At 73.3% G+C, this 19,009-nt stretch carries 18 protein-coding genes and 1 pseudogene; 7 read left to right on the top strand and 12 right to left on the bottom strand.

The window, feature by feature from the left end:
* Positions 1-15 precede the first annotated feature (15 nt).
* Both ABZ934_RS18280 and ABZ934_RS18275 read right to left on the bottom strand, forming a co-directional pair.
* Positions 16-1,185, bottom strand: coding sequence for an acyl-CoA dehydrogenase family protein (locus ABZ934_RS18280; protein ID WP_361313978.1), 1,170 nt, complete (start codon positions 1,183-1,185; stop codon positions 16-18).
* Between the two features lie 102 nt (positions 1,186-1,287).
* Positions 1,288-2,967 (bottom strand): MFS transporter, encoded by a 1,680-nt coding sequence (locus ABZ934_RS18275; RefSeq protein ID WP_361313975.1) that lies wholly within the window; start codon positions 2,965-2,967, stop codon positions 1,288-1,290.
* A gap of 280 nt (positions 2,968-3,247) precedes the next feature.
* Here ABZ934_RS18275 and ABZ934_RS18270 point away from each other — a divergent pair, with 280 nt between their 5' ends.
* The gene (locus tag ABZ934_RS18270; RefSeq protein ID WP_361313973.1) at positions 3,248-4,357 is read left to right on the top strand and encodes a hypothetical protein; all 1,110 of its coding nucleotides are present in this window, start codon (positions 3,248-3,250) and stop codon (positions 4,355-4,357) included.
* A gap of 254 nt (positions 4,358-4,611) precedes the next feature.
* The gene (locus tag ABZ934_RS18265) at positions 4,612-5,652 is read left to right on the top strand and encodes a phosphatase PAP2 family protein (protein WP_361313970.1); all 1,041 of its coding nucleotides are present in this window, start codon (positions 4,612-4,614) and stop codon (positions 5,650-5,652) included.
* Between the two features lie 352 nt (positions 5,653-6,004).
* Here the strand turns inward: ABZ934_RS18265 and ABZ934_RS18260 are convergent, their stop codons facing one another.
* Both ABZ934_RS18260 and ABZ934_RS18255 read right to left on the bottom strand, forming a co-directional pair.
* Positions 6,005-6,970, bottom strand: coding sequence for a YafY family protein (locus ABZ934_RS18260; protein ID WP_361313968.1), 966 nt, complete (start codon positions 6,968-6,970; stop codon positions 6,005-6,007).
* Between the two features lie 169 nt (positions 6,971-7,139).
* Positions 7,140-7,841 carry a transglycosylase family protein gene (locus tag ABZ934_RS18255; protein WP_361313966.1) on the bottom strand — a complete coding sequence of 234 codons (702 nt, stop codon included), beginning with the start codon at positions 7,839-7,841 and terminating at the stop codon, positions 7,140-7,142.
* Between the two features lie 299 nt (positions 7,842-8,140).
* Here ABZ934_RS18255 and ABZ934_RS18250 point away from each other — a divergent pair, with 299 nt between their 5' ends.
* A complete protein-coding gene (locus ABZ934_RS18250; RefSeq protein ID WP_361313963.1) occupies positions 8,141-8,956 on the top strand; it encodes a hypothetical protein in 816 nt (271 codons plus the stop codon).
* A gap of 203 nt (positions 8,957-9,159) precedes the next feature.
* On the top strand, positions 9,160-9,585 hold the full coding sequence (locus ABZ934_RS18245) for a hypothetical protein (protein ID WP_361313961.1): 426 nt from the start codon (positions 9,160-9,162) through the stop codon (positions 9,583-9,585).
* Between the two features lie 26 nt (positions 9,586-9,611).
* Here ABZ934_RS18245 and der read toward each other — a convergent pair whose 3' ends face one another.
* The 4 genes from der to ABZ934_RS18225 form a co-directional block, all read right to left on the bottom strand.
* A complete protein-coding gene (der, locus tag ABZ934_RS18240) occupies positions 9,612-11,072 on the bottom strand; it encodes a ribosome biogenesis GTPase Der (protein WP_361313959.1) in 1,461 nt (486 codons plus the stop codon).
* 75 nt (positions 11,073-11,147) lie between these two features.
* Positions 11,148-11,837, bottom strand: a complete 690-nt coding sequence (locus tag ABZ934_RS18235; RefSeq protein ID WP_361313956.1) for a lysophospholipid acyltransferase family protein — start codon at positions 11,835-11,837, stop codon at positions 11,148-11,150.
* Positions 11,792-12,499: a (d)CMP kinase gene (gene cmk, locus ABZ934_RS18230; RefSeq protein ID WP_361313953.1), complete on the bottom strand. Its 708-nt coding sequence runs from the start codon at positions 12,497-12,499 to the stop codon at positions 11,792-11,794. Before cmk ends, ABZ934_RS18235 begins: the two co-directional genes overlap by 46 nt.
* 159 nt (positions 12,500-12,658) lie before the next feature.
* Positions 12,659-13,747, bottom strand: coding sequence for a prephenate dehydrogenase (locus tag ABZ934_RS18225; RefSeq protein WP_361313950.1), 1,089 nt, complete (start codon positions 13,745-13,747; stop codon positions 12,659-12,661).
* A 96-nt stretch (positions 13,748-13,843) separates the two neighbouring features.
* Here ABZ934_RS18225 and ABZ934_RS18220 point away from each other — a divergent pair, with 96 nt between their 5' ends.
* From ABZ934_RS18220 to ABZ934_RS18210, 3 genes and pseudogenes are all read left to right on the top strand, one after another.
* Positions 13,844-14,185 carry a DUF952 domain-containing protein gene (locus ABZ934_RS18220; protein WP_361313948.1) on the top strand — a complete coding sequence of 114 codons (342 nt, stop codon included), beginning with the start codon at positions 13,844-13,846 and terminating at the stop codon, positions 14,183-14,185.
* A gap of 98 nt (positions 14,186-14,283) precedes the next feature.
* Positions 14,284-14,745 (top strand): Rieske (2Fe-2S) protein, encoded by a 462-nt coding sequence (locus tag ABZ934_RS18215; RefSeq protein ID WP_361313945.1) that lies wholly within the window; start codon positions 14,284-14,286, stop codon positions 14,743-14,745.
* A 28-nt stretch (positions 14,746-14,773) separates the two neighbouring features.
* A pseudogene (locus tag ABZ934_RS18210) lies at positions 14,774-15,389 on the top strand (nucleotidyltransferase domain-containing protein).
* A 6-nt stretch (positions 15,390-15,395) separates the two neighbouring features.
* On the opposite strand, the gene ABZ934_RS18205 reads toward ABZ934_RS18210, so the two are convergent.
* From ABZ934_RS18205 to pnuC, 4 genes are read right to left on the bottom strand one after another with little or no spacing between them, the layout of a single operon-like run.
* Positions 15,396-16,445 carry an ADP-ribosylglycohydrolase family protein gene (locus tag ABZ934_RS18205; protein WP_361313942.1) on the bottom strand — a complete coding sequence of 350 codons (1,050 nt, stop codon included), beginning with the start codon at positions 16,443-16,445 and terminating at the stop codon, positions 15,396-15,398.
* Entirely contained in the window at positions 16,442-17,173 is a 732-nt protein-coding gene (locus ABZ934_RS18200; RefSeq protein WP_361313939.1) for an NUDIX domain-containing protein, read from the bottom strand. Before ABZ934_RS18200 ends, ABZ934_RS18205 begins: the two co-directional genes overlap by 4 nt.
* The gene (locus ABZ934_RS18195; RefSeq protein WP_361313937.1) at positions 17,170-18,291 is read right to left on the bottom strand and encodes an AAA family ATPase; all 1,122 of its coding nucleotides are present in this window, start codon (positions 18,289-18,291) and stop codon (positions 17,170-17,172) included. The genes ABZ934_RS18200 and ABZ934_RS18195 overlap by 4 nt, the downstream gene beginning before the upstream one ends.
* On the bottom strand, positions 18,288-18,899 hold the full coding sequence (pnuC, locus tag ABZ934_RS18190) for a nicotinamide riboside transporter PnuC (RefSeq protein ID WP_361313935.1): 612 nt from the start codon (positions 18,897-18,899) through the stop codon (positions 18,288-18,290). Before pnuC ends, ABZ934_RS18195 begins: the two co-directional genes overlap by 4 nt.
* Positions 18,900-19,009: the final 110 nt, after the last annotated feature.

Raw genomic sequence — 19,009 nt, 5'->3', positions numbered from 1 at the left:
TCACCGGCCCACGGCCTACCGGAAGGCGTCGAGCCCGGTGAGCGCCTTGCCCAGCACCAACTGGTGCATTTCGACGGTTCCCTCGTAGGTGAGGACCGATTCGAGGTTGGTGGCGTGCCGCATGACGGGGTATTCGAGCGAGATCCCGTTGGCACCCAGGATGGTCCGCGCGGTGCGGCAGATGTCGATGGCCTCGCGGACGTTGTTGAGTTTGCCGAAACTGATCTGCTCCGGCCGCAGGGTCCCCGCGTCCATGCGTCGGCCCAGGTGGTGGGCGAGCAGGATGCCCTTGTGGAGTTCCAGTGCCATGTCCGCGAGCTTGGCCTGGGTGAGCTGGAAGCCTCCGATCGGCTTGCCGAACTGCTCCCGCGTCTTCGCGTAGTCGAGCGCGGCCTCGAAACTGGCGCGGGCCGCGCCCATGGCACCCCAGATGATCCCGTACCGCGCGTGGCTGAGGCAGCCCAGCGGTCCCTTGAGCCCGGTGACGCCCGCAAGCACCGCGTCCGCGGGCAGCCGTACGTCGTCCATCACCAGCTCGCTCGTCACCGACGCGCGCAGCGACCACTTGTGCTTGATCTCCGGCGCGGAGAAACCGGCGCTGTCGGTGGGGACGGCGAAGCCGCGGATCCCCTCGTCGGTCTGTGCCCAGACCACGGCGACGGACGCGACGCTGCCGTTGGTGATCCACATCTTGCGGCCGTTCAGCACCCAGTCGGTGCCGTCGCGCTTGGCGTACGTGCGCATCGCGGCCGGGTCCGAGCCGACGTCAGGCTCGGTCAGCCCGAAGCAGCCGATCAGCTCGCCGGCCGCCATGCCGGGGAGCCAGCGCTGCTTCTGCTCCTCGGAGCCGTACTTCCAGATCGCGTACATCGCAAGCGAGCCCTGTACGGACACCAGCGACCGGATGCCGGAGTCGGCGGCCTCCAGCTCCAGGCAGGCCAACCCGTACTGCACGGCACTGGCCCCCGCGCACCCGTAGCCCCGGAGGGACATCCCGAGCGCCCCGATCGCGCCGAGTTCGCGGGCCAGCTCCCGGATCCCGGGCAGCTCCCCGCGCTCGTACCAGTCGGCGATCTCCGGCAGCACCCGGTCCGCGGCCCAGCCGCGCACGGTGTCACGGACGGCGCGGTCCTCGGGGCTCAGCAGATCGTCGAGCCCGAGCGGATCGGTGGGTACGAAGGACACGTGGCCTCCCGGCGGCCTGGAAGAAACCTAGCGCCGCAAGTTTCTCCCCCAACCGCCCTCTTTTCCAGCCCCCACCAGCCGGGGGCGCCGGCGCGGGCCGGGTCAGCCCCGCCGCACCACCGCGTCACGCTCCGCCTGCGCACGACCCGACCGCCCCTGCGCCGGCACCGGCATCCGGCCGGCCTCCGACGCGTCCCCCACCGCGTCCCCGCACTCCATCGCCCTCGGCAGCCTCAACGCCATCACCGCCCCCGCGAACAACAGCCCCGCGCTCACCACCAGTGTCACGTGCAACCCGTGCACGAACGCGTGCCGCGCCGCAGCGTGGAGCGACTCGCCCGCCGGCCCGCCCAGCCGCGCCGCGATCTGGTACGCCTCGCCCAGCGAATGCGCCGCCTTCCCCGAGTCGGTCGCCGACACGCCCGGAACGCGCTCCAGCCCAGGCGCGTAGGCCGCGTTCATCACGCTCCCCAGCAGCGCGATGCCCATGCCCGCCCCGAGCTGGTACGAGGTCTCCCCCATCGAGGCCGCCCCGCCCGCCTTGGTCGCCGGCACCTCGCTCAGCATGGACTCGTACGCCGCGAACAGCGTCGTCTGCAGCCCGAAGCCGAGCAGCACGAATCCGACGGTCAGCAGCACCGGCCGGTCCTGCTGTCCCATCAGCGTCAGCAGCAGCACCGCGCAGGCGGTCAGCACGAAGCCCAGCGAGACCATCGTGCGCGGCCCGACCCGCTGGAGGGTGTACGAGCCGGTGGCGCCCGCGGCCATCGCCGCGAAGGTCAGCGGCAGCAGCCGCAACCCCGTCTGGAGCGGGGTGAGGTGCAGCACCAGTTGGAGGTACTGGACGGCGATCAGCTCCAGCCCGACCAGCGCCAGCATGGCGAGCACGATGCAGCCGACGGACGTCGAGAAGGCGGCGCGGGAGAACATCCGCATGTCGATCAGCGGATGTGTCCGCCGCTTCTGGCGCCGCACGAACAGCACGAGCAGCGCCACGCCGAGCGCCAGCGGCAGCAGCGCCTGCGCGTCGGCGAGCTGCCGCTCCGCGCCGAACCGCTTGACCCCGAGCACCGCCCCCAGCACCCCGCCGGCCGCCATCAGCGCGCCGAGTACGTCCCAGGGTCCGTCGGCGGAACCTTTCGACTCGGGCAGCAGCCGGCGGCCGACGGGAAGGATCAGTGCCATCAGCGGGATGTTGATGAGGAAGACCGAACCCCACCAGAAGTGCTGGACGAGGAACCCGCCGAGCACCGGACCGCTCGCCGCGCCGACCGCGGCGACCGCGGTCCATATCCCGATGGCGAGCGCCCGCTCGCGCCTGTCGGGGAAGACCTGGCGCAGGATCGACAGCGTGGCGGGCATGATCATCGCGCCGCCCACGCCGAGCAGGGCGCGCGCGGCGATCAGGACCTGCGCGTTGTCGGCGAGGGCGGCGATCGCGGAGGCGATGCCGAAGAGTCCGTAGCCGAGCAGGAGTATCCGGCGGCGCCCGACCCGGTCGCCGAGGGTGCCGAAGAGGATCAGCAGCGCCGCGCACACCAGGGGGTAGGCGTCGACGATCCACAGGAGTTCCACCGCGCCGGGGCGCAGGTCCTCGGTGACGGAGGGGACGGCGACGTGCAGGATCGTCGCGTCGAGCGCGACCAGGACGAGGCTCACGCAGAGCACGCCCAGCGCCGGCCAGCGGTTGGTGCCGCCGGAGCCGGCGCTGATCCGTTGCCGGGGAGACGTGGGGGGAACCGGAGAGCGCTCACCGTCGCCGGTCGTGTTCGTCCCCGACATGCATGTACCTCCCAGGTGTTCCCTCGCACTCGGCGGACCAGCGTCTTGCGGAGCCGCGGAGGGTGGTGCGCTTGCGGCGTCCTGCGGGGTCCGGCATCGACTCGCGCGAGTGAAGGGTCAGCGTACGCGAGTTCGTCTGCCCGACACGTGGCCAAGCTCTCATCGCGGTGACGGCCCCCGTGTGGTGTGCGCCACTCCCCTTTCCACCTCACCGCGCGTGCGCCCGCCGCCGGTGGTTCCGGTCCGTGGCCGGGGGTCGGCGGCGTCGATAATCGTGCCCGTGAACCATCTCGTACTGCGGCGGGTCGCGCCCGCGCTGACCGCCTTCGCGGCGATACGCCTGCTCGGGCTGGCCGCGCTCGCCGTGTGGGGGGCGGCGGTCGGAAGCAGCCCGCACACCTTGCTCTCGGCCCGCTGGGATTCCCTCTGGTACGCCCGGATCGCCGCAGAGGGGTACGGGTACGAGGTGGTCCTGCCGAACGGCGGCGTTCACTCGAACCTGGCGTTCTTCCCGCTGCTGCCCTGGCTGGAGCGGCTCGTCGCCGCGCCCACCGGTTTGTCGTACGGCTCCGCGGGCCTGGTGGTGTCGCTGGTGGCGGGGTTCGCGGCGGCCTGGGGGATCTTCGCCGTCGCCGCCCTCCTCTACGGTCGCCGGGCCGGGGTGATCGCCGTGGCGCTGTGGGCGGCGCTGCCCGTGGCCGTCGTGCAGTCCATGGCGTACAGCGAGTCGCTGTTCACCGCGCTGGCCGCCTGGGCCCTGTACGCGGTACTGCGCGGGCGGTGGCTGACGGCCGGGCTGCTCGCGGCGGGGGCGGGGCTGACCCGCCCGGTCGGGGCCGCGGTGGTCGCGGCGGTGTGGGTGACGGCCGTACTGGCCCTGCGGCGCGGCGAGCGGTCGTGGGGGATGGCGGCCGGGGCGCTGCTGGCGCCGATGGGCGCGGCGGCGTACGTCCTGTGGGTCGGCGCGCGCACGGGAACCGGGCTGCTCGGCTACCTGGACGTGCAGGCCGGCTGGGGCAACGGCTTCGACGGCGGCTTGGCCTTCGCCCGGTTCATCGGGGGCCGGCTGGCGTCTTCGGCGTTCGCGGCCGGGCTGGGGCTGATCGCCGGGGTGCTGCTGGTGCTGTGGCTGTACGGGCTGTGCGTGCGGCAGCGACAGCCCGCGGCGCTGTTGGTGTACTGCGGGATCGTGGTGGCGCTGGCCCTGTGCGCGTCCGGGTACTTCGGCTCGAAGCCGCGGCTGCTGCTGCCCGCGTTCCCCCTGCTGCTGCCCGTGGCGGTGGCGCTGGCCAAGTGGCGGACGGGCCGGGCGGCCGGCGTCCTCGGAGCTCTGGTCCTGGTGTCGGCGGTGTACGGGGCCTTCTGGCTGAACGGGTCGGGGCCCCCGTAAGAGCCGCCGGCCGACGGGCGATCACGGAGACGGGGTGATCACGGAATGGATCATTCCGATCCATGTTTGAGCAAAGTGATTGAGCCGCGGCGATAAACGACGAGTAAGTGTGCGGATAATCGCCGCGCGAGAGTTCCAACCGCAGCCTGAATAGCGGTAATTAAGCCCGCGTGAGACCAACTCCACATCACATGGTCATCACAAAGCCCGCGATTCGCCCGGGCCGCCCTTCGACGCGCGGTAACGTCGATTGAGTGCGTACCGACCAAATCCTGACCCGTCTGGAGCGGGTCTTCGCCCGGCTGGACCGGGAACCAGAGCGACCGGCCCATCTGCAAACTCCGCGGATGAGCCGGCATCGCGTCGTGCTCCTCGCGTCGACCCTCGCCTTCTACATCGCGATCGTGGTGGCGGTACTCACCACGTCCTGGCTGGTCCGGCTCGACTGGCAGATCATGTTCTTCCGGCCCTACGAGCAGTGGCCGCAGCTGCACGCCTTCCTCGACTACCTCGTGGTCCTGGGCCAGCGCGGACCCACCGCCGTCATGGTGGCGGCCTGGCTCGGTTGGCGGTCCTGGCGCCAGCACACGCTCCGCCCGCTGATCACGCTCGGCGTGGCACTGCTGCTGTTGAACGTCACCGTGGGCTCCGTGAAGCTCGGCCTCGGGCGGCTCGGTCCGCACTACGCCACCCAGATCGGCTCCGCCGAGCTCTTCGCCGGCGGCGATATATTCCCTTCCGGCCACACCGCCAACGCCGTCGTGACCTGGGGAATCCTGGCCTACCTGGCCTCCACCGTGGTCACCCGCCGGGTGCTGTCGCTGGTGTCGGCGATCGTCTCGCTGAGCGTCGGCGCCACCACCGTGTACCTCGGCACCCACTGGGTCAGCGACGTCCTGCTCGGTTGGACCGCCGGCCTGCTGGTGCTGCTGGGCCTGCCGTGGTTCGAGCCGTTGATCGCCCGGTCCGAGGCGTACGTCTTCGAGGTGCGGGAGCGGCTGCGCAGCCGCCTGGAGGAGGGGCGGGTCGCCGAGCCGGTCGCCGCCGCGCTCGTCCCCCTGGTCTCCGCGGGCGGCAAGTGGCGGCTGCGGCGCGCCGAGGACGTGCCGGCCCCGGCCGGGGCGTCCGCCGGCCACGCCCCCGCGTCGCGGCCCGTCGTTTCGCACGGCGCCGCCCGGCCGCACGTCATACGGTCCGAGCGCACCCCGGTCACCCCGGTCGGCAGCCGCCGTCCGGCGCACACCGAACGGACTGCCGCCCGGAGCACGGCGGCCCGACCGGTCGCGGGCGGCTGAGCCACCCGGTCCCGCGGGACGGTACGCACCGCCACCCCGCGCCACGACTCCGCGACGGCGGGCCGGTTCACCGAACCGGCCCGCCGTTGTCGTTGATATGCCCAGCCCGTCAGCCCGACGCCGGGACGTTCCTCCGTACCGGGTCACGCTTGGGTCACGAATTGTCGACAGTTCCTCGCCGAAGCCGTTCGCCGCGGCATCGCGACCGGGCCCGGAAAAGGAGCGGCGCGGAGGACGATTCCCACGGGTTCGGAAGGCGCCTTCGGCAATTCCTTCCGCCGCCCCCCGAACCGGTCTATTCCGCAGGGGGGAATTGCGCCGCGCGTCGCCGGCTGAGCCCCCCTCAGTTTCCTTACAACTCCTTCACCGATCGGTCGAGAAGGTCCCGTAGACCCCGGATCCGCCCGGTCAGCTCCACCGGCTCGACCACCTCGAACTCACAGCCGAGCATCATGAGGTGAATCACCAGGACATCGAGGTTCACCGCCCCCGTGCGCAGCAGACAGCTCCGCGCGTCGACCGGCTCCAGGGTCCCGTCGCTCGGCCCCACGGTCCGGGCGGCCTCCTCCGCCGACACTTTGAGCCGCACCAGCGCCCGCGCGGCGTACGCGCGCTGGGACACGCCCTGGGAGACGTACACGGCGAGATCCGCGGCCGGGGGCGGACGGGGGGTGAAGCGGGGGCCGTGCGGGGGCCGGGGCTCGATCCGGTCGGCGCGGAAGGTCCGCCAGTCCTCCCGGTCGAGGTCCCAGGCGACGAGGTACCAACGCCGCTCGGTGCAGACCAGCCGGTGCGGTTCGACGGTGCGGCGGGTGGCCGCGCCGTCGTGGTCGCGGTAGTCGAAGCGCAGCCGTTCGCTGTCCCGGCAGGCGGCGGCGAGCACGGTGAGCACGGCGGGGTCGACGGTGGGTCCCTGCGGGCCCCGCAGCATGGGGACCGTGAACTCGTTGAGCGCCGAGACCCTCCGGCGCAGCCGGGACGGCAACACCTGCTCCAGCTTGGCGAGGGCCCGTACGGATGCCTCCCCGATCCCCTCTACGCCGTTCCCGGCGGCGGTACGCAGGCCCACGGCCACCGCGACGGCCTCGTCGTCGTCGAGCAACAGCGGCGGCAGCTCCGCCCCGGCCCCCAACTGGTAGCCCCCGCCCGTGCCGGGGCTGGCGTTGACGGGATACCCCAGCTCCCGCAGCCGGTCCACGTCCCGCCGCACGGTCCTCGGTGTCACCCCGAGCCGCTCGGCCAACGCGGGCCCGGTCCACTCCCGATGGGCCTGCAACAACGACAACAGACGCAACAACCGCGCGGAGGTCTCAAGCATCCCCGAAGTCTGCCGTCAGCCTGGCCGCCACGTGAGCGCCGGGGCCGGCCCCGGAACCCCAGCCCTGTCCCGGCCGCACCATCCAGCCCCGCCGCACACTCCAGCCTGGCCGCACACTCCAGCCTCGCCGGCGTTTGAGGCGCGGGCCCGGTCGGGCCCGGTCGGGGCGTCAGCGCGGGGCCGCCCCCGCCGGTACCGCCCCACTCGCCGAAGGTACCGGCCCCGGCACCGGCACCGGCCCCGGCGAAGCCACCCCCGGCCCAACCGGCGGAGCCACCGGTGGAGCAACCGGCAACACCAGCATCGTCCCCACCGCCACCGCCTCCGGCTTCCCCCCGATCACCCCCCGGTTGGCCTCGTACAGCACCCTCCAACCCCCCGCCACCTTCCGCCGTCGCGCGATCGAGTCCAACGACTCCCCCTCCCGCACCACGTGCATCCGCCCCGCCAACCCGTACCGCTTCGAGCACACCGGCCACGCCTCCCACCCCTGCGTGCCCAGCACTTCCTCCCCCACCCTGATCTGCTGCTCCCGGCGCGCCAGATCGGCCCGCGGCGCGAAGACCAGGCCGCCGTACTCCTCCCAGGTCGGCTGCCGGAACTGCAGCCCCCCGTAGAACCCGTTGCCGGTGTTGACCGCCCAGCGCCCGCTGCTCTCGCAGTCGGCCACGCAGTCCCAGGGCCACTCCCCGCCCGGCCCGCAGTCCCCCGGCCCCTGCCCGATCACCCCGGGCGACCCGGGCTGCGCCGCCCCCGCGGGCCCGGGCGCCGGCGGCGGCGGGGCCGAGGTCGCGCGGGAGGGGAGTACGAACACCAGCGCGGCGGCGGTCACGGCCGCCGACGCGGCCAACCGGGTGCGGAGGTCGGGCATCGGGTCACGCTACGCACGCCCCCGCCCCGGCCCCGCCCCGCCACGCGGCACGCGTCCGCGCCCCACCCGGACGGCCGACCCGCCACCCGCCTCGCGAAACGGCCGGCTTCGACCACCAACTGGACGCAACCGGGCGACAGTTGCCCCAAATCCGAAGCGCTCGCGGGGCCGTTCACCCTCCCGGGTGGCCGGTTCGATTCCGTTCCCTCAAACGGCGTGACCCCGCGCACCGCTCCCGCGTTGTGCCCGGCGAGCCGGGAACCCCCGGCGCCCGCTCGCCTAGTCCGAGGAGCCACCCCGTGCCGCGCATGCTCGACGTCAGTGATGAGGTACGCGCCGAAATCGGTGACGAAGAAGCCGACAGGCTGCTCGTCGGCGACGACGCGCCGGGCAGTTACGACTGCACCTCCTGCCGCACGCCCGGCGACCCCGAGCGCGAACCCACCAGCACCGTGCTGTTCGTCGGCGAGGAGACCGCCGTCCTCGCCTTCGCGCACGCCAACTGCATCCCCTCGCAGGTCGTCTCCGTCTCCGAGGAACAGCTCCAGGGCGCCGTCCGTTCCATCACGGGCGACAGCCCGGCGCCGGCGGCCGCGGCCGCGGCCGGTGAGGCTCCGCAGGCCGTACCCGGCGGCCAGGCCGTCCTCGGCATCACCAGCGGCCTGGTCCTGATCGGCGGCGAACTGCACCCCGCGCTGGTCGTCGAGCCGACCGCGCCGATCGCGCGTCCCGGCTCGACCGGCCCCGGCGACGACTTCCTGCCGCTCCTGATCGAGCAGGGCTTCATCCCCGTCACCGACACCAGCGAGCTGCCCTCCCCGCTGCACGGCTGGTCGGTGCTGCTCGCCGCCGGTCAGCTGCACGCCGTGCTCCAGCCCGGCCCGCAGGGCGGCAGCCCCATCCACTGGTGGCAGGCCCACCAGGCGCTGTCCGTGACCGACGGCTGGAGGGCCGCCGTCAACAAGACGCAGCGCGTCCTGATCTACGCCGCCCCGGTGGGCTCCATCGGTCAGCAGCCCCGCGAGGACCTGCTCCGCGACGCCCTCGACAAGGCCGCGGCCGACGGCCAACTGGTCGCCGCGTCGATGCCCCTGGCCGGTACGCCGGGCGCCTGACGCCCGCGCTCCCCACCCGCCGCAACGGCCGCCCGGCCCCTCTCCCCAGGGGCCGGGCGGCCGTGCGCCGTACCGGCACCCCACCGGCGAGCCGCGTATTCGCCCCGGTCAGCCCGCATCCGCAGGGCTTCGGGTTCGTTGGCTGATACGTGCATTCATACGACCCCTCCCGCGCCCCGTCCTTTTCGAGCAGCGTCCCCCCGATGCGCCCGTCCCGGGACCCGGACGCCGCACCGGCCGCCTCGCACACCCCGATCTACGACCTGCTGTATACGGAGTACCTGCGCGCCTTCCGGGCCCTGCCGGGCGATCGGTCGGGCGAGGAGGACCTGGGCTTCACCGCGTTCTCCTACGGCACCACCTCCACCGGCGCCCCGTATTCCGGCGGCGCGGGCGCCGGTTCGTACGGCAGCGGCTGGACCCGTTCCTCCTGGCAGCCGGCGGACGCCTGGCAGCCCTCGTACGCCCCGGCCCCCCAGCCGCTGCCGCAGCCCTCGTACGCGTACGCCGGGAGCGGCGGCGGCCCGGGCTCCGGCGGCTACGAGGCCAACGGCAGCGGGCGGCAGCACCAGACCGGGATGCACCACATCCCGGCGGCCCTGCCGCCCGCTCCCCGCCGGGGATACTGACCCCGGCGGCACGTCATCGCGTGCGCCTACTTCTTCTTGTACTGCGCGCCGCGCTTCTCGCGCACCCGGACCGAGATGTGGATCGGGGTGCCCTCGAAGCCGAACTCCTCGCGCAGCCGGCGCTCGATGAAGCGTCGGTAGCCGTGCTCCAGGAAGCCGGAGGCGAAGAGGACGAACCGCGGCGGCTTGCTGCCCGCCTGGGTGCCGAACAGGATGCGGGGCTGCTTGCCGCCGCGGATCGGGTGCGGGTGCGCCGCGACGACCTCGCCGAGGAAGGCGTTCAACCGGCCGGTGGGGACGCGCGTCTCCCAGCCCGCGAGGGCGGTCTCGATCGCCGGGACCAGCTTCTCCATGTGGCGGCCGGTGAGCGCCGAGACGTTCACCCGGGGTGCCCAGGAGACCTGCTGCATCTCGGTCTCGATCTCGCGTTCCAGGTAGTAACGGCGCTCCTCGTCGAGCTCGTCCCACTTGTTGTACGCGATCACGATGGCGCGGCCCGCCTCGACGGCCATGGTGATGATGCGCTGGTCCTGGACGCTGATGGTCTCGGTCGAGTCGATCAGGATGACCGCGACCTCCGCCTTCTCGACGGCGGCGGCCGTGCGCAGGGAGGCGTAGTAGTCGGCGCCCTGCTGGAGGTGGACCTTCTTGCGGATGCCGGCGGTGTCGACGAACTTCCAGGTCACGCCGCCGAGCTGGATCAGCTCGTCGACCGGGTCACGGGTGGTGCCGGCCAGCTCGTTGACGACGACGCGGTCCTCCTTCGCGACCTTGTTCAGGAGGGAGGACTTGCCGACGTTGGGGCGGCCGATCAGCGCGATACGGCGCGGCCCGCCGAGGGGGGCGGCGCCGAAGGTCTGGGCGGGCGCCTCGGGCAGCGCGTCGAGGACGGCGTCGAGCATGTCGCCCGTGCCGCGGCCGTGCAGGGAGGAGACCGGGTGCGGCAGGCCGAGGCCGAGGGACCACAGGGAGGCGGCGTCGGATTCGCCGCTCAGGCCGTCGACCTTGTTGGCGCACAGCACGACGGGCTTGCCCGCCCGGCGCAGCAGCTTGACGACGGCCTCGTCGCTGTCGGTGGCGCCGACCTTGGCGTCGACGACGAAGACGACCGCGTCGGCGGTCTCGATGGCGTACTCGGCCTGAGCCGCGACGGCCGCGTCGATGCCCAGGACGTCCTGCTCCCAGCCGCCGGTGTCGACGACCTTGAACCGGCGCCCGGCCCATTCGGCTTCGTAGGTGACGCGGTCGCGGGTGACGCCGGGCTTGTCCTCGACGACCGCCTCGCGGCGGCCGATGATGCGGTTCACCAGGGTCGACTTGCCGACGTTCGGGCGGCCGACGACGGCGAGGACGGGGAGCGGGCCGTGGCCGACCTCCTCGATCGCGCCTTCGACGTCTTCGAGGTCGAAGCCTTCCTCCGCGGCGAGCTCCATGAACTCCGCGTACTCGGCGTCGCCAAGTGCTCCGTGGTCGTGCTGGTCGTTCATGAAGTCCGTTCCTCGTCGTCCGTGGTGATCGGTGGCAACCGCGCAGCGCGGTTCCACTACTAGGTCAAGTCTCGCTCAGCGCCCGGTGAGGCGCTTGGCGTCGGCCAGGTGGGCGGTCAGCCGGTCCTGGATGCGTACGGTGGCCCCGTCCAGCGCGGTGCGCGTGCGGCGGCCGGTGCCGTCCCCGGCGTCGAAGGCGGAGCCGAAGACGACGTCCACCCGGCTCTTGAGGGCGGGGAGTCCCTTCACGAGCCTGCCGCGGCTCTCGGTGCTGCCGAGGACGGCGACGGGCACAATGGGCGCGCCGCCGCGTACCGCGAAGTACGCGAGTCCGGCGCGGAGCGAGGCGAAGTCGCCGTCGCCGCGGGTGCCCTCGGGGAAGATCCCGAGCGCGCCGCCGTTCTCCAGGACGCCGAGGGCGCGGCTGACGGCGGTCCGGTCGGTTCCGCTCCGGTCCACCTTCACCTGCCCGATCCCTTCCAGGAAGGGGCCGAGGGGGCCGACGTACGCTTCCTTCTTGATCAGGAAGTGCAGGGGCCGCGGCGCGGTGCCCATGACCATGGGCCCGTCTATGTTGTGGGAGTGATTCACGGCGAGGATCACGGGGCCCGTGGCCGGCACCCGCCAGGCGCCCAGTACGCGCGGCTTCCACAGCCCGTACATCAGCCCGATGCCGATCCGCCGCCCGATCGCCGCACCCTTGAGGGAGGGCGTATCGCTCACCTGCGTACCGCCCGCTTCTCTTCCACCAGGGTGACCACGCATTCGATGACCTGCGCCAACGTCAGCTCGGTGGTGTCCACCTCGACGGCGTCGGCGGCCTTGGCCAGCGGGGAGGTCTTGCGCCCGGAGTCGGCCGCGTCCCGCTTGATCAGGGCTTCCTTGGTCGCCGCGAGGTCGGCGGATTCCTGGCCGCGCAGCTCGCCGTTGCGGCGGGCGGCGCGGGCCTCCGCGGAGGCGGTGAGAAACACCTTGAGGTCGGCGTCGGGCAGGACGGTGGTCCCGATGTCCCGGCCCTCGACGACGATGCCGTCGGCGTCGCGGGCGGCCTCGGCCGCGATGGCGCGCTGGAGGTCGGTGATCAGGGCGCGCACCTCGGGTACGGCGCTCACCGCGCTGACCTTGGAGGTGACCTCCTGGGTGCGGATCGGGCCGGAGGCGTCGAGGCCGTCGACGGTGATGGTGGGCGCGCCGGGGTCCGTGCCGGAGACTATGGCCGGCTTGCCGGCCGCGAGGGCGATCGCGTGCGGGTCGTCGGTGTCGACGCCGTTGGTGATCATCCACCAGGTGATGGCCCGGTACTGGGCACCGGTGTCCAGGTAGCGCAGCCCGAGCTTGGCGGCCACGGCCTTGGACGTGCTGGACTTGCCCGTGCCGGAGGGACCGTCGATGGCGACGATCACGGCGGCCGGAGCTGCGGTTTCCACGGTGCGGGCACCTTCCTGGTTGCGCGTACGTGTCCGGGCGCGCCAAGAGCGCCCCTCCCCCAGGTTACCGGGCATTTCCAGCGCCCCCACCGCTCGGCCGGGGGCCGCCCTCCGGGGACGGCGCCCCACCGTCCCCGTGCGCCGCGGCCGGCCCGTGCGCTACTGCTGGCGCAGGGCCCAGCCGCGCTCGCGCAACTCGGCCTCCAGGACGGGCACGGCCCTCGGCTCGACCATGAGCTGCACGAGGCCCGCCTGCTGGCCCGTCGCGTGCTCGATCCGTACGTCCTCGATGTTGACCCCGGCCCGGCCGGCGTCGGCGAAGATGCGGGCCAGCTCGCCCGGGCGGTCGCTGATGAACACCCCGACCGTCTCGTACGCCATGGGCGCGGCCCCGTGCTTGCCCGGGACCCGGACCCGGCCGGCGTTGCCTCGCTTGAGGACGTCCTCGATGCCGGCCGCGCCGCCGCGCCGCTTGGCCTCGTCACCGGACTGGAGTCCGCGCAGGGCCTCCACGGTCTCCTCCAGGTCGGCGGCGATCCCTGCCAGTACGTCGGCGACCGGCCCCGGGTTCGCGGAAAGGATCTCCACCCACATCCGGGGGTCGGAGGCCGCGATGCGCGTCACGTCCCGGATGCCCTGTCCGCACAGCCTGACCGCCGTCTCGTCCGCCTCCTCCAGCCGCGCCGCCACCATGCTCGACACCAGCTGCGGGGTGTGGGAGACGAGCGCCACCGCCCGGTCGTGCGCGTCGGCGTCCATCACCACGGGGACGGCCCGGCAGAGGGCCACCAGTTCCAGCGCCAGGTTCAGCACCTCGTGGTCGGTGTCCCGGGTCGGGGTGAGCACCCAGGGCCGGCCCTCGAACAGGTCGGCGGTCGCCGCGAGGGGGCCCGAGCGCTCCTTGCCGGCCATCGGGTGGGTACCGATGTACGCCGACACGTCCGCTCCGAGCGCCGCCAGCTCCCGTCGGGGGCCGCCCTTGACGCTCGCGACGTCGACGTAGGCCCGCGCGAGGCCGCGTCCGATCGCGTCGGCCAGCGCCGCCGCGACGTGCGCGGGGGGCACGGCCACGATCGCCAGGTCGACCGTGCCTTCGAGGGGCTCGTCGGTGCCCGCGCCCAGGGCCGCGGCCGTACGGGCCTGCGCCGGGTCGTGGTCGACGAGGTGGACGGTGATCCCCCGGGCGGTCAGGGCGAGCGCCGCGGAGGTCCCGATCAGTCCGGTTCCGATGACGACGGCGGTTCTCACGGGTGCTCCAGGGTGATCGCGTGACGGCGGGCCTGACTCAGGGTAGCCGGCCCCGGCGGGAGGGGACCCGCCGCCCGCTGCGGTAGAACGGGCGGCATGATCTTCCACATCGTCCCGATGGCCGACTGGACCGCCGCTCCCGACGTGCCGTACGCCCCGCCCTCGCTCGCCTCGGAGGGGTTCGTGCACTGTTCCGCGGACCGGGCGACCGTCCTCGCGATCGTCGATTCCCACTACCGGGAGACGCCCGGGACCCTGTTGGCCGTGGAGCTCGACGAGGGCGCGCTGCTCCCGGAGGTCCGCCGTGAGGGTGAATCCGGGGGCCGTTATCCGCACGTCCACGGTCCGCTGAACCGGGACGCGGTGAGCCTCGTGTGGGAAGTCGTACGCACACCAGGCCGTCCAGCCTCACTGGCCCCTTGGCGGCCGGGAACCTGAGGCACGGCGGACAGCATGGCGCGGCGGGCTTCTCTCGGGGGCCGGGTCACGCCAGGATGCTGCTCGCCCAGCGGCCCACGAAGCGAGGAGAACGTCCCATGAGCGAGCCCACACCCACCGCCCGGCGCACCGTTCTGGCGGCAGGGGCGGTGGCCCTGGCCGGCGGCGCCCTGGCGGCCTGCGGCGGTGACGACAAGCCCAAGGGGCAGTCCGGCAGCGCCCCGGCCCCGCAGACCGCCGCCTCCGCCGCTCCCTCGTCGGGTGGCGCGGGCAAGGCCCTGCTGAAGTCCTCGGCCGTGCCCGTCGGCGGCGGGACGATCCTGAAGGCCGAGAAGCTGGTGGTCACCCAGCCGACGGCGGGTTCCTTCCGCTGCTTCACGGCGGTGTGCACGCACGAGGGTTGCATCGTGGGCACGGTGGCGAACGGCACCATCGACTGCCCCTGCCACGGCAGCAAGTTCCACATCGCCGACGGGGCGGTGGCCCACGGCCCGGCGACCCGTCCGCTCGCGGAGCAGCAGATCACCGTGGCCCCGGACGGCAATATCTCCCTCGCGTAACGGCGGCTCCCCCGCCTACGCTCCGGGGATGCACGAGCCGATCACGCCCGAGGAGACCCACCTCGCACTCGTACCCGACCACACGGTGTACGCGTGCTCCCCCAGACTTCGTCCGGGGGTACCCGAGGCTCCCGGGCGTTCGGCCTGGCGACGGAGGCGAGCGACACCGACCGGCGCGGTGTCTACCTCGCCCCGACGCCGCTGTTCTGGCGGTTCGAGCAGCCGCCCAGACATGTGGAGGGGCCCCGGGACGAGGAGTTCTCCTGGGAGCTGGAACGTTTCTGCGAACTCGCCCTGCGCTCCAACCCGAACGTCCTGGAATGCCTGCACTCCCCGCTGGTGGAGCGGCTCTCCCCGGTGGGCGAGGAGCTGCTGTCCCTGCGCCCCGCCTTCCTCTCCCTCCGGGCCCACACCAGCTTCACCTGCTGCGCACGGGCCGGCTGACGATCGACATGGGCCCGCACCGCGGCCGGCTCCTCGCCGTCAAGCGCGGCGAGCTGACCTGGGACGAGACCGATGACTGGATGTCCCGCCTCACGGAGGAGTGCGAGTCCGCCCTCGCCACCAGCCCGCTTCCGGCCGAGCCGGACACCGCCCGCGTGGCGGACTTCCTGCACCGCGCCCGCCGCGCGTCGGCCGGGTAGCGCCGCTCAGGCGTCCCAGAGCGCGCCGAACTCCAGCAGCTCGTCGCGGTGTTCGATCCGGTCCTGCCAGTCGGCGGCCCAGGCCGACGCGCCGAGGTGGGCGCCCGCGAAGGCGCCGGCGAGGCAGGCGAGGGAGTCGGAGTCGCCCCGGGTGCAGGCGGCGCGGCGCAGGGCGAGGAGGGGTGCCTCGGGGAAGAGGAGGAAACACTGCAGGGCCGTCGCGAGGGCCTCTTCGGCGATCCAGCCGTCGCCCGTCGTGAGGCATGGGTCCGTTTCGGGGGACGGGTCGCGCAGGGCCGCGGCGAGGCGGTCCAGGACGGCGAGGCAGTCGTCCCATCCCCGCGCCATGAAGGACTCCGGGCTGGCGTCCGAGGCCGTGCGCATCCACAGGTCGCCCAGCCAGCGCTCGTGGTAGCGGGTGCGGTTGTCCAGGGCGTAGGAGCGCAACAGGCCGACCAGCCCGGTGGGCTCGGCTCCGCGCGCCAGCAGGTGGACGGCACGCGCCGTCAGGTCGGAGGCGGCCAGCGCCGTCGGGTGGCCGTGCGTGAGGGCCGACTGGAGCTGGGCGGCGCCCGCCCGCTCCTCGTCGGTCCAGCCGGGCACCAGGCCCACGGGGGCGACCCGCATGTTCGCCCCGCAGCCCTTGGAGCCGATCTGGCTCGCGTCGCGCCAGTCCCGCACCGGCTCGTCCAGCAGCCGGCAGGCCCGCAGGCAGGTGTTGCCGGGCGCCCGGTTGTTCTCCGGGGAGTGGTACCAGTCGACGAACTCCTCCCGGACCGGGCGCGTCAGCCGCAGCGGGCCGATCGGGCCGCGGTCCGCCGCCGTCCGGATACCGCGCGCCAGGGCCAGGGTCATCTGGGTGTCGTCCGTGACGAGCGCCGGTCGGGGCAGCCGCATCTCCCGCCACGGGCCGGTCTTCGCGAGGATCGACGGCAGGTCGTGGAACTCCGTCGGGAAGCCCAGGGCATCACCCAGGGCCAGACCGATCAGGGAGCCGGTCGCGGCACGCTTCGTCGCCGGGGCCTTGGCCGGCGTCGCGGTCGTCGTCTGCGTCATCGCTGGGGTCCTTCCGTGGGGCGGAGCAGGGGCGGGTGCAGGTTCGTCGCCGGCCCGGGGCGGTAGAGCGCGGCCGGTTTGCCCCGGCCGCCGGTCAACCGGGCGGCTCCGGGGACGACCTCGACGAAGCCGGGCGTCGTCAGGACCTTGCGGCGGAAGTTGGGGCGGTCCAGGGGGGTGCCCCAGACCGTTTCGTAGACGGCCTGGAGCTCACCGAGGGTGAATTCGGGCGGGCAGAAGGCGGTGGCCAGGCAGGTGTACTCCAGCTTCGCGCCCACCCGGGAGCGGGCGTCCGCGAGGATCGCCGCGTGGTCGAACGCGAGGCCGACCGCCTCCTGCACGGGCACCCAGCGGGCCCCGTCGGCGTCCCCGCCGCCGTCGGCCGCCGGCTCGGGCATGTCGGGGACCAGCGCGGTGAACGCCACCGAGACCACCCGCATACGGGGGTCGCGGTCCGGTTCGCTGTAGGTGCGGAGCTGTTCGAGGTGCAGGGCCGCCACCAGGTCGGGCGGGAGACCGGTTTCCTCGGCGAGTTCCCGGCGGGCGGCCGTCTCCGCCGACTCGCGGGGCAGTATGAAGCCGCCGGGCAGCGCCCAGGCGCCGGCGTACGGTTCCCGGCCGCGCCGGATCAGCAGCACGTGCAGGGCGCCGCCGCGCACGGTGAGGACGGCGAGGTCGACCGTCACGGCGAACGGCTCGAAGGCGTACGGGTCGTAGGGCGCGGTCACCGGTCCTCCGAACCCACGCCGTCGGGGCTCCGTACGTTCTCGGGCAGCGGGTCCGCGAAGTACCAGCCCTCCGCGAGCAGTTCGTCGACCGCCGTCACGGCCGCCGTCAGCCGCGCGTCGCGGTCGCCGCGCATGACGAGGAAACGTCTGCCCGTCCGCTCCAGTTCCTCCCGGAACCGGCCCGTCATCCACGGCCGCAGGTGTTCCCCGTCGCGCAGGCCGTCGTCCTCGAACGGCACGTCCGCGTCGTCCGTGAGCAGGTACAGGTCGCGCCGGGTCAGGGCGGCGATCTTCTCGACCTCCTCGTTGCGCTCGCCCAGGTACCGCTCGTGCCAGATCCCGGTGGCGAAGGAGTCGGTGTCGCAGAACAGCACCGGCGAGCCGAGTCGCGCGGCCCGTTCCTCCTCCGCGTCCTGGCGCCGGGCGATCACGGGGAACTCCCGGGAGGCGAACGTCACGTCCGCCCAGGAGGCGTCCGGGTGCCCGGCCCGCGCCGCCGCGAGCTTCTCCTCGCTGTACCGGCGCCCGTACTCGGCGACCCAGCCGGTCTTCGACCACACCCCGCCGCGGCGCCGGTAGTGGGTCGCCAGGTCCCGGGACAGCGTCGTCGTGCCCGTGGACTCCGCGCCCAGGACGACGACCCGCCGGGTCAGGGCGGCCCGTACGCCCGGCCCGAGGAACTCCCAGCAGCCGGCCGGGTCGGCGCGTACGGCCGTACCCGAGACCGGGAACAGCGTCCGCTCCGGGTCCACGAGGACCTCGTGCGCGCCGAAGCGCCGGGCGAGTTCGCTCCCGTACGCCTCCGAGGTGAAGACGGCGTCCACGCGCCGGGGCACCGCGGCCCGGAAGATCGCCATGTGGGCCTCCCAGACCTCCGGGTCCTGCAGGTCGACGGGGATGTCGTCGACCGCGCCGACCACATGGGCGCCCGGGTGTTCCTCGCGCATCCAGGCGACCCGGTCGGCCGGCGGCACCGACTCCACGGAGGCCGCGCAGACCAGGACGGTCAGCCGCTCGCACTGGTCCTGGGCGGTGCGCACCAGGTGGTGGTGGCCGGCGTGCGGCGGATAGAACTTGCCCAGCACCAGCCCGTGCCCGTACCGCTTCGCGCCGCTCACGCCGTCGCCTCCGCGGCCGTACGGGCGCCACGGCCGGTCGACAGCTCGCGACGCCAGCCCGCCAGCCCGGCCACGCACAGCAGGAGGAAGCCGCCGTAGAGGACGGAGGTCAGGTAGAGCCCCTTGTAGACGTACAGCGGGACGTAGACGAGGTCGGCGGCGATCCACAGCCACCAGGATTCCAGCAGCTTTCGGCACTGTCCGTAGGTGGCCATGAGGGACAGCGCGGTGGTGAGCGCGTCCCAGAACGGCACGGTGGAGTCGGTGACCCGGCCGAGCAACAGCGTCAGGCCGAGCACCCCCACCGCCCCCGCCGCGGCGAGCAGGGCCCATTCGGCGCGCGTGGTGCGGCGCACCGGCAGGGCCCGGACGGTTCCTGGTCCACCCCCGTGGGTCCAGGACCACCAGCCGTACGCGGCGAGGGCGATGAAGACGAACTGCAGGCCGGCGTCGGCGTAGAGGCCGCTGCCGGCGAACAGCACGATGAAGAAGACGTTGTTGGCGATGCCGAGCGGCCAGTTGGCGATGTGCTGCCGGGCCACCAGCCAGACGCACGCGGCACCTGTGGCCGACCCGAGGATCTCGGTCCAGCTCGTGTTCCAGCCCATGACAGCCCCACTCCCTTTATAGTCATGATGACTATAAACATCGGGGCGCCGGTGGGCAAGGGAAGAGCCGCGGCGGAAACCCGCGAACGAGAGAACCCGCGGCGCCCGAA

It is taken from the genome of Streptomyces sp. NPDC046557 (assembly GCF_040645975.1).
Taxonomy (GTDB): domain Bacteria; phylum Actinomycetota; class Actinomycetes; order Streptomycetales; family Streptomycetaceae; genus Streptomyces.
This window is presented reverse-complemented; position numbering and strand designations above follow the sequence as displayed.

What these genes read in the sequence shown, in the direction of transcription:
- der (WP_361313959.1), bottom strand. Translation starts at nt 11,072, where the DNA reads ATGAACGACCAGCACGACCACGGAGCACTTGGCGACGCCGAGTACGCG.
- ABZ934_RS18215 (WP_361313945.1), top strand. Translation starts at nt 14,284, where the DNA reads ATGAGCGAGCCCACACCCACCGCCCGGCGCACCGTTCTGGCGGCAGGG.
- ABZ934_RS18235 (WP_361313956.1), bottom strand. Translation starts at nt 11,837, where the DNA reads ATGCGTGGTCACCCTGGTGGAAGAGAAGCGGGCGGTACGCAGGTGAGC.
- ABZ934_RS18260 (WP_361313968.1), bottom strand. Translation starts at nt 6,970, where the DNA reads ATGCTTGAGACCTCCGCGCGGTTGTTGCGTCTGTTGTCGTTGTTGCAG.
- ABZ934_RS18255 (WP_361313966.1), bottom strand. Translation starts at nt 7,841, where the DNA reads ATGCCCGACCTCCGCACCCGGTTGGCCGCGTCGGCGGCCGTGACCGCC.
- pnuC (WP_361313935.1), bottom strand. Translation starts at nt 18,899, where the DNA reads ATGGGCTGGAACACGAGCTGGACCGAGATCCTCGGGTCGGCCACAGGT.
- ABZ934_RS18220 (WP_361313948.1), top strand. Translation starts at nt 13,844, where the DNA reads ATGATCTTCCACATCGTCCCGATGGCCGACTGGACCGCCGCTCCCGAC.
- ABZ934_RS18275 (WP_361313975.1), bottom strand. Translation starts at nt 2,967, where the DNA reads ATGTCGGGGACGAACACGACCGGCGACGGTGAGCGCTCTCCGGTTCCC.
- ABZ934_RS18205 (WP_361313942.1), bottom strand. Translation starts at nt 16,445, where the DNA reads ATGACGCAGACGACGACCGCGACGCCGGCCAAGGCCCCGGCGACGAAG.
- ABZ934_RS18245 (WP_361313961.1), top strand. Translation starts at nt 9,160, where the DNA reads ATGCGCCCGTCCCGGGACCCGGACGCCGCACCGGCCGCCTCGCACACC.